Below are 11,748 nucleotides of genomic sequence, written 5' to 3'. Positions count from 1 at the left end.
ATAATCGCCCCATCTTTTCCTATTACGGGTACGCATCAATGATCCGCAGCATGACCGCCTACGCCCGGCGTGAAATCAAGGGTGAATGGGGCAGCGCAGCCTGGGAGCTGCGTTCCGTTAACCAGCGCTACTTAGAAACCTACATCCGCCTGCCGGAACAATTCCGCAGCCTGGAGCCGGTGATCCGTGAACGTATCCGTGGCCGCCTGACCCGCGGCAAAGTCGAATGCAACCTGCGTTTTGAACTGGATCCAAGCGCGCAAAGCTCGCTGATCCTGAACGAAAAACTGGCCAAACAGCTGGTCGAAGCCGCCAACTGGGTGAAAATGCAGAGCGACGAAGGGGAAATCAACCCGATCGACGTGCTGCGCTGGCCGGGCGTGATGTCCGCGCAGGAGCAGGATCTGGACGCCATCAGCGCCGAGCTGATGAAGGCGCTGGACGGCGCGCTGGATGACTTTATCGTCGCACGCGAAAGCGAAGGCGCCGCGCTGAAAACGCTGATCGAACAGCGCCTCGACGGCGTCAGCGCCGAAGTGGTCAAAGTGCGCGCACAGATGCCGAACATCCTGCAATGGCAGCGCGAGCGCCTGGTCAGCAAGCTGGAAGAGGCGCAGGTGCAGCTGGAAAACACTCGCCTGGAGCAAGAGCTGGTGCTGATGGCGCAGCGCATCGACGTCGCCGAAGAGCTGGACCGCCTGGAAGCGCACGTGAAAGAGACGCACAACATCCTGAAGAAGAAAGAAGCCGTCGGCCGCCGCCTCGACTTTATGATGCAGGAGTTCAACCGCGAATCGAACACCCTGGCCTCCAAGTCAATCAATGCCGACGTCACCGCCTCCGCCATCGAGCTGAAGGTGCTGATCGAACAGATGCGCGAGCAGATCCAGAACATCGAGTGATCCGCTCCGCACGCCATCAAGCCCGCGCCACGCGGGCTTTTTTATGGCTATAGATCAGCGATAGGCGGCCGCCTGTTCCTCACCGATCAACCCCATTGTCTGCAGTTGCACCGCAATGCTCCAGGTTGAACGCTCGAACTCATCGCTCAGCGCCTCCAGCGTCGCCCCGGCCGCATGGCTCTCGCGCAGCCGCAGTTTTTCTTCTTCCGGCCAGGGGAAGTAGGCATTGGCCGGCCGGCCCTCGGCCAGATTCTTCTGCCGCTTTTCTTCCGGCGTCAGCCTGGCTTTTTTCTGCAGTTCAGATTCACCGTCAAACTCGTCGGCCAACGCGAACAGCAGGCGGATAGCCTCCGGCGCGCAGGCCGCTGAAGCCGGTCTCAATAGCTCGCCGGTGTCGGGATTAACGCCGTTGGCCAGCGCCCTGAGCAACGTGCCGATATTCATCGTTCGTCTCCTTGTTCGATAAAATGCGCGCCGATCGCGACCGGCGCCTTGTCCAAACATGTTTCTCTTCCTCAGCCAAGAAAGCCACGCTTTGCGCCATGAAAAATCGCCCATTGCGAGCCAGATTCCAGGTGCCTGAACGTGCGGGACGGTGGTTGCATCAGGCTGCGAGCCGGCAGGCATCATGGAAGACTGCTCACTAAGGCACTTCGGGGGCTTATGAAAAACTGCCGAGCAGCGCGTGCGGATGACAATCGGCAAGATATCCCGCACGCCATAAGTATTTTGTTCTAATTATCACGCAAGGTAATGAAAGGACGGCGATGCTGTGGCTAAATGTGTTTTTTTCCTGCCCGTGAACCGTACGGACCGTTTATGCCACAAATTCTGCAATTTATTATGGCCCTGGTGGTGATCATCGCCCTGGCGCTGCTGGTCAGCAATAATCGCAAGAAAATCCGCCTGCGCTATATCATCCAGCTGTTGGTGATCGAAGGCGCGCTGGCCTATTTCTTCCTGCACTCCGCCAGCGGGCTCAGCGTGATCAAACACGTCGCCGGCTTCTTCGACACCCTGCTCGCCTACGCCGCACAAGGGTCGGAGTTCGTGTTCGGCGGCATGAGCAAAGATGGCCTGGCGTTTATCTTCCTCGGCGTTTTGTGCCCTATCATCTTTATTTCCGCCCTGATCGGCATTTTGCAGCATTTCCGCATCCTGCCGCTGATCATCCGCCTGGTGGGCACCCTGCTGTCCAAGGTCAACGGCATGGGCAAGCTGGAATCGTTCAACGCCGTCAGCACGCTGGTGCTGGGGCAGTCGGAGAACTTCATCGCCTACAAGGGCATCATCGGCGACATCTCGCCGCGCCGCATGTACACCATGGCCGCGACCGCCATGTCGACGGTATCGCTCTCCATCGTCGGCGCCTACATGTCGATGATCGACGCGCAGTACGTGGTGGCGGCGTTGATCCTTAATATGTTCAGCACCTTCATCATCCTGTCGATCATCAACCCGTATCAGGTCGAAGACGAGCCGGAGCTGAAGCTGAACAAGCTGCATGAAGATCAGAGCTTCTTCGAAATGTTGGGCGAGTACATTCTGGCCGGCTTCAAAATTGCGATGATCATCGCGGCAATGCTGATCGGCTTTATCGCGCTGATCTCCGCCGTCAATGCGCTGTTCTCGGCGGTGCTCGGCATCAGCTTCCAGCAAATCCTCGGCTACGTGTTCTATCCGCTGGCCTGGCTGATCGGCATCCCGGCGGAAGAGGCCCTGAAGGCGGGCAGCATCATGGCGACCAAACTGGTGGCCAACGAATTCGTGGCGATGATTGAGCTGAAGAAAATCGCGGCGGAGCTGTCGCCGCGCGGGCTGGGCATTCTGTCGGTGTTCCTGGTGTCGTTCGCCAACTTCGCCTCCATCGGCATCGTCGCCGGCGCCATCAAGGGGCTGAACGAGCAGCAAGGCAACGTGGTTTCCCGTTTTGGCCTGAAGCTGGTTTACGGCTCGACGCTGGTGAGCCTGTTGTCGGCGGCCATCGCCGGCCTGGTGCTGTAATCCCCACTCCCGGCCGCAGGGCCGGGAGTTCGCTTTAAAACGCCACGCACACCGGCGCATCCACCCGCATTACCGAATCCTGCGCAAACTGCTGCTTATAGCCGCTGCGCAGCGCCTCGATATTCGCCTCGCTCTCTTTGCCCGGCGCATGGATCAACAGCAGCGCCTTGCTGTTCTCGCGCGCCAGCTTGCCGTCGTGACCCAGCCACTGCCCTTTGGCATCAAACACCGTCAGCCCGTCTTTAAAACGCGGCGTCACCTGGCTATCGACGAAGGTTTGCCACTCGGCGGCGGTGATCGCCGGCCCCGCCGGCCGGTTCAGGCCGAAGTAGAGCGTTGTCTGCACCAGCGGATCGCCGGTGCGACAAGTCGGGGCGGGGGAAACAGCCTGGTGGGCTGGCGCCACGCAGCCGCTCAGCAGCAGGGCGGCCACCATGGCGCCGGCGGCCAGTCTCGGGGAGTTTTTCATCTGCAGTCTCGATTTTTCGGTTGAAGGATTCGCTGCAAAAGTCATAGTCAGCGATGGAAATTAGCGCGAAATTTCTAATGCTTTCATTAACAGCCAGATGTTAAAAAAGGCTGGTTATCGGCAATAAAAATGGAGTTTGGATTAGCTATATTAATCCGAAACGCCATCGGTGAAAAAAACTCAGTGGCGCGCGTCCTCGGCGGCGATTACCCTGCCGGCCATCATTCTGACGCAATTACGCTGTGAACCCCTTATGTTACTGAGCATCCTTTATATCATCGGCATCACCGCCGAAGCCATGACCGGCGCGCTGGCGGCCGGCCGCCGCCAAATGGACATGTTCGGCGTAATCATCATCGCCTCTGTCACCGCAATCGGCGGCGGGTCGGTGCGCGATATGTTGCTCGGGCATTTTCCGTTGGGCTGGGTCAAACACCCGGAATACATCGTCATCGTCGCGATAGCGGCGATCGTCACCACCTGGGTGGCTCCTCTGATGCGCCATCTGCGCCGCCTGTTCCTGGTGCTCGACGCCGTCGGCCTGATCGTCTTCTCCATCATCGGCGCGCAGGTGGCCCTGGATATGGGGCACAGCGCCATTATTGCCGCCATCGCCGCGGTGATCACCGGCGTCTTCGGCGGGGTGCTGCGCGATATGTTCTGCAACCGCATCCCGCTGGTTTTCCAGAAGGAGATCTACGCCGGCATCTCCTTCAGCGCCGCCTGGCTGTATATCGGCCTGCAGCACCTTAGCCTGCCGCACAATCTGGTGGTGATCCTCACCTTGGTCGCCGGCCTGAGCGCGCGTCTTATCGCCCTGCGCTTCCGCCTCGGCCTGCCGGTGTTCAACTACCAGCATCCGGATCACTGATCTCGGGGCGGCAACGCGCCGCCGCCGAGGCCAAAACTGCAAAAATGTCGCCCTTCGACGCACAAATTCGCCCTTTCGGCGCTTTTTCCACGCAAAGCCGCGGGCAAAATGCGAGCTAACGCTGCACCCGGCGCGTTAGCCGTGTATACTGTGCGGAGAAAATACACATCCGCTGTTTTTGGCATATCAACCGTTATCAACGAACATCATCATGGCTCAAGGCACGCTTTATATTGTCTCTGCTCCCAGTGGCGCAGGTAAATCAAGTCTGATTCAGGCTTTGTTAAAGACGCAACCGCTGTACGACACGCAGGTTTCGGTTTCGCACACCACGCGCGACAGTCGCCCGGGTGAAAATCACGGCGAGCACTATTTCTTCGTCTCGAAAGACGAATTCCGCCGGATGATCGAGCAGGACGCGTTTCTTGAGCACGCCGAAGTGTTCGGCAACTATTACGGCACCTCGCGCGCCGCCATCGAACAAGTCTTGTCGACCGGCGTGGATGTGTTTCTGGATATCGACTGGCAGGGCGCGCAGCAAATCCGCGCCAAAATGCCGCAGGCGCGCAGCATCTTCATTCTGCCGCCGTCGAAGGAAGAACTGGGCCGCCGCCTGCGTGGGCGCGGGCAGGATTCCGAAGAGGTGATCGCCAAACGCATGGCTCAGGCCGTGGCGGAAATGACGCATTACGCGGAGTACGATTACCTGATCGTGAACGATGATTTCGATCTGGCGCTGTCCGATCTGAAGACCATCATTCGCGCCGAACGCCTGCGTTTGGGCCGCCAGTTGCTGCGGCATGACGCTTTAATCAGCAAACTATTGGCAGACTGAAGGCAGTTTCAGTATCATGCCCAGTCTTTTCGTCACCTGTGGAGTAGCACAAATATGGCACGCGTAACTGTTCAAGACGCTGTAGAGAAAATTGGTAACCGTTTTGACCTGGTGTTGGTCGCTGCTCGTCGGGCGCGTCAGATCCAGACCGGCGGCAAAGATGCACTGGTTCCGGAAGAGAACGACAAGTACACCGTTATCGCCCTGCGCGAAATCGAAGAAGGCCTGATCACCAGCCAGATCCTCGACGTGCGTGAGCGCCAGGAACAGCAAGAGCAGGAAGCCGCAGAGATTCAAGCGGTTACCGCGATTGCTGAAGGTCGTCGTTAATTAGACTGCGAGTCCGCCTTGTACCTGTTTGAAAGCCTGAATCTGCTGATTCAACGTTACCTGCCCGAGGAGCAGATTAAGCGCCTCAAACAGGCATACCTCGTCGCGCGCGACGCGCACGAGGGCCAGACACGCTCCAGCGGTGAGCCTTACATTACTCACCCGGTCGCCGTGGCCTGCATCCTGGCGGAAATGCGTCTCGATCACGAGACGCTGATGGCGGCGTTGCTGCACGACGTCATCGAAGACACCCCAGCCACCTATCAAGATATGGAACAGCTGTTCGGCAAGAGCGTCGCCGAACTGGTTGAGGGCGTCTCCAAGCTCGACAAGCTGAAGTTCCAGGACAAGAAAGAAGCGCAGGCGGAAAACTTCCGCAAGATGATCATGGCGATGGTGCAGGATATCCGCGTCGTGCTGATCAAGCTGGCCGACCGTACGCACAACATGCGCACCCTCGGTTCACTGCGCCCCGACAAACGCCGGCGCATCGCGCGTGAAACCCTGGAAATCTACAGCCCCCTCGCCCACCGTCTGGGTATTCATCACCTGAAAACCGAGCTGGAAGAGCTGGGCTTCGAGGCGCTGTACCCAAACCGTTATCGCGTGATCAAGGAAGTGGTGAAAGCCGCGCGCGGCAACCGCAAAGAGATGATTCAAAAAATCCTCTCCGAGATCGAAGGGCGGCTGACCGAGGCCGGCATCGCCTGCCGCGTCAGCGGAAGGGAAAAACACCTCTACTCCATCTACCTCAAGATGCACCTGAAAGAACAGCGTTTCCATTCCATCATGGATATCTACGCGTTCCGGGTGATCGTGAAAGAGGTCGATACCTGCTACCGCGTACTCGGTCAGGTGCACAGCCTGTATAAACCGCGCCCGGGGCGGGTGAAAGATTACATCGCCATTCCCAAGGCCAACGGCTATCAATCGCTGCATACCTCGCTGATCGGCCCGCACGGCGTGCCGGTCGAAGTGCAGATCCGCACCGAAGACATGGACCAGATGGCTGAGATGGGGGTAGCCGCGCACTGGGCTTACAAGGAAAGAGAACAGGGCGAAACCGGCACCACAGCACAGATCCGCGCCCAGCGCTGGATGCAAAGCCTGCTGGAGCTGCAGCAAAGCGCCGGCAGTTCGTTTGAATTTATCGAGAGCGTCAAATCCGATCTGTTCCCGGATGAGATTTACGTTTTCACCCCGGAAGGCCGCATTGTCGAGCTGCCCGCCGGCGCCACGCCGGTCGACTTCGCCTATGCGGTGCATACCGATATCGGCCATGCCTGCGTCGGCGCACGCGTCGATCGTCAGCCATACCCGCTGTCGCAGTCGCTGACCAGCGGCCAGACCGTCGAGATCATCACCGCGCCGGGCGCACGGCCCAACGCCGCCTGGCTGAACTTCGTGGTCAGCTCGAAAGCGCGCGCCAAGATTCGCCAGATGTTGAAGAACCTCAAGCGCGACGACTCCGTCGGCCTCGGCCGCCGTCTGCTCAACCATGCGTTGGGCGGCAGCCGCAAGCTGGCCGAAATTCCGCAGGAAAACATTCAGCACGAGCTGGACCGCATGAAGCTGGCGACGCTGGACGATCTGCTGGCGGAAATCGGCCTCGGCAACGCCATGAGCGTCGTGGTGGCGAAGAACCTGCAGGGCGATCAGTCCAGCCTGGGCACCACCTCCGGCGTGCGCAACCTGGCCATCAAGGGCGCCGACGGCGTGTTGATCACCTTCGCCAAGTGCTGCCGTCCGATTCCGGGCGACCCGATTATCGCTCACGTCAGCCCGGGTAAAGGGCTGGTGATCCACCATGAATCCTGCCGCAATATTCGCGGCTATCAGAAAGAGCCTGAGAAGTTCATGGCGGTCGAGTGGGATAAAGAGACCGAGCAGGAGTTCATCGCCGAGATCAAGGTGGATATGTTTAATCACCAGGGCGCGCTGGCCAACCTGACGGCGGCGATCAACGCGGCCGAGTCCAATATTCAGAGCCTGAACACCGAAGAGAAAGACGGTCGGGTTTATAGCGCCTTTATCCGCTTGACCACCCGCGATCGCATCCATTTGGCAAACATTATGCGTAAAATCCGTATCATGCCGGATGTGATCAAAGTTAACCGCAACCGAAACTAGCGCTTATGAGTCCTGAACGCTATGCGCGGATTTGTGAAATGCTCGCGACCCGGCAGCCGGATTTGACGGTCTGCCTGGAGCAAGTGCACAAGCCGCATAACGTCTCCGCTATTATCCGCACCGCCGACGCCGTCGGCGTGCATCAGGTCCACGCCGTGTGGCCCACCACCCGCATGCGCACCCTGGTTTCCTCCGCCGCCGGCAGCAACAGCTGGGTCAGCGTCAAGACCCATCGCACCATCGGCGACGCGGTCGGCCACCTGAAAGCGCAGGGCATGCAAATTCTGGCCACCAACCTGTCTGCGCGCGCGGTCGATTTCCGCGAGGTGGACTACACCCGGCCAACCTGCGTGCTGCTCGGCCAGGAAAAAACCGGCATCACCGAAGAAGCGCTGGCGCTCGCCGATCAAGACATCGTCATTCCGATGATCGGCATGGTGCAATCGCTTAACGTCTCCGTGGCTTCGGCGCTGATCCTGTATGAGGCGCAGCGCCAGCGACAAAACGCCGGCCTGTATCGCCGCGACAACAGCATGCTGGACGAAGAAGAGCAGCAGCGTCTGCTGTTCGAAGGCGGCTATCCGGTGCTGGCCAACGTGGCCAAGCGCAAGGGGCTGCCGCGTCCGCAGATCGACGAACAGGGCCAGGTGGTCGCCAGCGCCGAATGGTGGGCGGCCATGCAGGCGACGGTGCGCAAATGAAAGGCCGCCTGCTGGATGCTGTCCCACTCACCACGCTTTCCGGGGTTGGCGCCAGCCAGGCGGGCAAACTGGCCAAGCTTGGCCTCGACACCATTCAGGATCTGCTGCTGCACCTGCCGCTGCGCTACGAAGACCGCACCCGCCTCTACCCGATCAACGATCTGCTGCCGGGCATCTACGCCACGGTAGAGGGGGAAGTGCTGCGCAGCGACATCAGCTTCGGCCGCCGCCGCATGCTGACCTGCCAGATCAGCGACGGCACCGGCATCCTCACCATGCGGTTCTTCAACTTCAACGCCGCAATGAAGAACAGCCTGGCCACTGGCCGCCGCGTGACCGCCTACGGCGAGATCAAACGCGGCAACCACGGCGCGGAGATCATCCATCCGGAGTACCGTATTCAGGGCGAAACCAGCGAGGTTGAGCTGCAGGAGTCGCTGACGCCGGTCTACCCCACTACCGAGGGGGTGCGGCAGGCCACGCTGCGCAAGCTGACCGACCAGGCGCTGGCGCTGCTGGATACCTGCGCCATCGCCGAACTGCTGCCGCCGGAGCTGAGCGGCGGCCTGATGAGCCTGCCGCAGGCGCTGCACACCCTGCATCGCCCGCCGCCGGACATCCAGCTGGCGGATCTGGAGCTGGGCAAACACCCGGCGCAAAAACGCCTGATCCTTGAAGAGCTGCTGGCGCATAACCTCAGCATGCTGGCGGTGCGCGCCGGCGCGCAGAGTTATCAGGCGCAGCCGCTGCTGCCGGACGATCGGCTGAAAAACCGTTTTCTCGCCCAGTTGCCGTTCTCGCCGACCGGCGCGCAAACGCGCGTGGTGGCCGACATCGAAGCCGATATGCAAAAAGACTTCCCGATGATGCGGCTGGTGCAGGGCGACGTCGGCTCCGGCAAAACGCTGGTGGCGGCGCTGGCGGCGCTGCGCGCCATCGCGCACGGCAAACAGGTGGCGCTGATGGCGCCGACCGAGCTGCTGGCCGAACAGCATGCCAACAACTTCCGCCAGTGGTTCGAGCCGCTGGGGCTGGAGGTCGGCTGGCTGGCGGGCAAACAGAAAGGTAAGGCGCGCATCGCGCAGCAGGAAGCCATCGCCAGCGGCCAGGTATCGATGGTGGTCGGCACCCACGCCATCTTCCAGGAGCAGGTTCAGTTCAACGGCCTGGCGCTGGTGATTATTGATGAGCAGCACCGCTTCGGGGTACATCAGCGGCTGGCGCTGTGGGAGAAAGGCGAAGAGCAAGGCTTCCACGCCCATCAGCTGATCATGACCGCCACACCAATTCCGCGCACGCTGGCGATGACCGCCTACGCCGATCTCGATACCTCGGTTATCGACGAGCTGCCGCCGGGCCGCACGCCGGTGACCACCGTCGCCATTCCCGATACCCGCCGCACCGACATCATTCAACGGGTGAAAAGCGCCTGTCTGGAAGAAGGACGGCAGGCTTACTGGGTGTGTACGCTGATCGAAGAGTCCGAGCTGCTGGAAGCGCAGGCGGCGGAAGCCACGTGGGAAGAATTGAAAGCCGCGCTGCCGGAGCTGAAGGTGGCGCTGGTGCACGGCCGCATGAAAGCGCAGGAAAAGCAGGCGGTGATGCAGGCGTTTAAACAGGGCGAGCTGCAGCTGTTGGTCGCCACCACGGTGATCGAGGTCGGCGTCGATGTGCCGAACGCCAGCCTGATGATCATCGAAAACCCGGAACGGCTGGGTCTGGCGCAGCTGCACCAGCTGCGCGGCCGCGTAGGGCGCGGCGCGGTGGCTTCACACTGCGTGCTGCTGTACAAAACGCCGTTGAGCAAAACCGCGCAAACGCGCCTGCAGGTGCTGCGCGACAGCAATGACGGCTTCGTCATCGCCCAGCGCGATCTGGAGATCCGCGGCCCGGGCGAGCTGCTCGGCACCCGCCAGACCGGCAGCGCCGAATTCAAGGTGGCGGACCTGCTGCGCGACCAGGCGATGATCCCCGAAGTGCAGCGCGTCGCTCGCCATCTCCATCAGCACTATCCGGAACACGCCCAGGCGCTGATCGAACGCTGGCTGCCGGAGAAGGCGCGCTACTCCAACGCATAAAAAAGGGCGCCGCAGGCGCCCTTCTCATGATGACTCGCGATATCACCCCACCGCCGGGAACACCGGCAACAGCAGATACAGCTTGATGACGATGGCGTTGGCGATATCGATAAAGAACGCCCCCACCATCGGCACCACCAGAAACGCCAGGTGCGACGGGCCGAAGCGATCGGTGATCGCTTGCATGTTGGCGATCGCCGTCGGCGTGGCGCCCATGCCGAAGCCGCAGTGGCCGGCGGCCAGCACCGCCGCATCGTAGTTCTTGCCCATCACCCGGTAGGTGACGAAGATCGCGTACAGCGCCATCACCAGCGTCTGTACGGCCAGGATCGCCAGCATCGGCAGCGCCAGCGAAGCCAGCTCCCACAGGCGCAGGCTCATCAACGCCATCGCCAGGAACAGCGACAGACTGACGTTGCCCAGCACCGATACCGCCCGCTCGAACACGGTATAGAAACCGGTGAAGGCCAGCGTGTTGCTGAGGATCACCCCGACGAACAGCACGCAAACGAAGTTAGGCAGTTCAAACACCGTACCGCTCAGCAGACCGGCAATCAGTTGCCCCAGGCTCAAACAAATGGCGATCATGGCGATGGTTTCAATCATCACCAGCGAGGTGATCAGGCGGCCGCTTTCCGGCTTCTCGAAGCCGCTCGGCTGCACGCTGTCTTCCGGCGTGCCTTCCGGCGTAGAGGAGTGTTTAACCAGATAGCGCGCCACCGGGCCGCCGATCAGGCCGCCCAGCACCAGGCCGAAGGTGGCGCAGGCCATGGCGACTTCCGTCGCGTTTTCAAAGCCGTAGCGCTCGATGAACAGCTTGCTCCAGGCCGCCCCGGTGCCGTGGCCGCCCGACAGGGTGATCGAACCGGCGATCAGGCCCATCAACGGATCCAGCCCCAGCATTTTCGCCATGCCGATGCCGATGGCGTTCTGCACCAGCAGCAGCCCCAACACCACGAACAGGAATACCATCAGCGCTTTGCCGCCGGCGCGCAACCGCGCCAGGTTGGCGTTCAGGCCGATAGTGGCGAAGAAGGCCAGCATCAGCGGGTCCTTCAGCGACATGTCAAAGCTGATTTCCCAGTTGGCGAATTTTTTCAGGACTAACAGCAGGAGGGCCACCAGCAAACCGCCGGCGACGGGAGCGGGAATGGTATATTTTCGCAGCAGAGGAATGCTTCTGACGCACTTGCCCCCAAGGAGCAAAACCAGCGTCGCCGCGACTAACGTGCCATAAGTATCAAGATGAAACATCCAGGTACTCCATGTAAGGGAAAAGATCCAAATAAAAATAATAAGTTATAGAAAACCACGTAGTTTTTAAACTTGATGAGTGCAGGATTAGAAGTAAAAAACGCTGAGATGACAAGAAAAAATGAATGAAAATGCGACATAAACGGGAAAGTCGGCAACATAATATTTAGGCGC

General features: G+C 60.3%; 11 protein-coding genes. 8 read left to right on the top strand and 3 right to left on the bottom strand.

Features of this window, described 5'->3' with window-relative positions:
• Positions 1-38: 38 nt before the first annotated feature.
• Positions 39-902, top strand: a complete 864-nt coding sequence (locus J9788_RS23125) for a YicC/YloC family endoribonuclease (RefSeq protein ID WP_033652259.1) — start codon at positions 39-41, stop codon at positions 900-902.
• A gap of 54 nt (positions 903-956) precedes the next feature.
• On the opposite strand, the gene J9788_RS23120 is transcribed toward J9788_RS23125, so the two are convergent.
• Positions 957-1,346 (bottom strand): hypothetical protein, encoded by a 390-nt coding sequence (locus J9788_RS23120; protein WP_033652260.1) that lies wholly within the window; start codon positions 1,344-1,346, stop codon positions 957-959.
• Positions 1,347-1,721: 375 nt separating this feature from the next.
• Here J9788_RS23120 and J9788_RS23115 point away from each other — a divergent pair, with 375 nt between their 5' ends.
• On the top strand, positions 1,722-2,906 hold the full coding sequence (locus J9788_RS23115) for a NupC/NupG family nucleoside CNT transporter (protein ID WP_004931212.1): 1,185 nt from the start codon (positions 1,722-1,724) through the stop codon (positions 2,904-2,906).
• Between the two features lie 34 nt (positions 2,907-2,940).
• Here J9788_RS23115 and J9788_RS23110 read toward each other — a convergent pair whose 3' ends face one another.
• On the bottom strand, positions 2,941-3,375 hold the full coding sequence (locus J9788_RS23110) for a DUF3574 domain-containing protein (protein WP_182265761.1): 435 nt from the start codon (positions 3,373-3,375) through the stop codon (positions 2,941-2,943).
• A gap of 253 nt (positions 3,376-3,628) precedes the next feature.
• On the opposite strand from J9788_RS23110, the gene J9788_RS23105 reads away from it, so the two are divergent.
• The 6 genes from J9788_RS23105 (at position 3,629) to recG (ending at position 10,320) form a co-directional block, all read left to right on the top strand.
• The gene (locus J9788_RS23105) at positions 3,629-4,246 is read left to right on the top strand and encodes a trimeric intracellular cation channel family protein (RefSeq protein ID WP_025304704.1); all 618 of its coding nucleotides are present in this window, start codon (positions 3,629-3,631) and stop codon (positions 4,244-4,246) included.
• A gap of 211 nt (positions 4,247-4,457) precedes the next feature.
• Complete coding sequence (gene gmk / locus J9788_RS23100) at positions 4,458-5,081, top strand: guanylate kinase (protein ID WP_033636481.1); 624 nt, start codon at positions 4,458-4,460, stop codon at positions 5,079-5,081.
• 54 nt (positions 5,082-5,135) lie between these two features.
• The gene (gene rpoZ / locus J9788_RS23095; protein WP_004931221.1) at positions 5,136-5,411 is read left to right on the top strand and encodes a DNA-directed RNA polymerase subunit omega; all 276 of its coding nucleotides are present in this window, start codon (positions 5,136-5,138) and stop codon (positions 5,409-5,411) included.
• Between the two features lie 18 nt (positions 5,412-5,429).
• Positions 5,430-7,541 carry a bifunctional GTP diphosphokinase/guanosine-3',5'-bis pyrophosphate 3'-pyrophosphohydrolase gene (spoT, locus tag J9788_RS23090; RefSeq protein ID WP_015379445.1) on the top strand — a complete coding sequence of 704 codons (2,112 nt, stop codon included), beginning with the start codon at positions 5,430-5,432 and terminating at the stop codon, positions 7,539-7,541.
• Positions 7,542-7,546: 5 nt separating this feature from the next.
• Positions 7,547-8,242, top strand: a complete 696-nt coding sequence (trmH, locus tag J9788_RS23085) for a tRNA (guanosine(18)-2'-O)-methyltransferase TrmH (protein ID WP_004931227.1) — start codon at positions 7,547-7,549, stop codon at positions 8,240-8,242.
• Positions 8,239-10,320 carry an ATP-dependent DNA helicase RecG gene (gene recG, locus J9788_RS23080; RefSeq protein ID WP_182265762.1) on the top strand — a complete coding sequence of 694 codons (2,082 nt, stop codon included), beginning with the start codon at positions 8,239-8,241 and terminating at the stop codon, positions 10,318-10,320. Before trmH ends, recG begins: the two co-directional genes overlap by 4 nt.
• A gap of 42 nt (positions 10,321-10,362) precedes the next feature.
• Here recG and gltS read toward each other — a convergent pair whose 3' ends face one another.
• Positions 10,363-11,574: a sodium/glutamate symporter gene (gene gltS, locus J9788_RS23075; RefSeq protein ID WP_033645177.1), complete on the bottom strand. Its 1,212-nt coding sequence runs from the start codon at positions 11,572-11,574 to the stop codon at positions 10,363-10,365.
• Positions 11,575-11,748 lie beyond the last annotated feature (174 nt).

It is taken from the genome of Serratia sp. X10 (assembly GCF_017811775.1).
GTDB lineage: Bacteria > Pseudomonadota > Gammaproteobacteria > Enterobacterales > Enterobacteriaceae > Serratia > Serratia ureilytica.
This window is presented reverse-complemented; position numbering and strand designations above follow the sequence as displayed.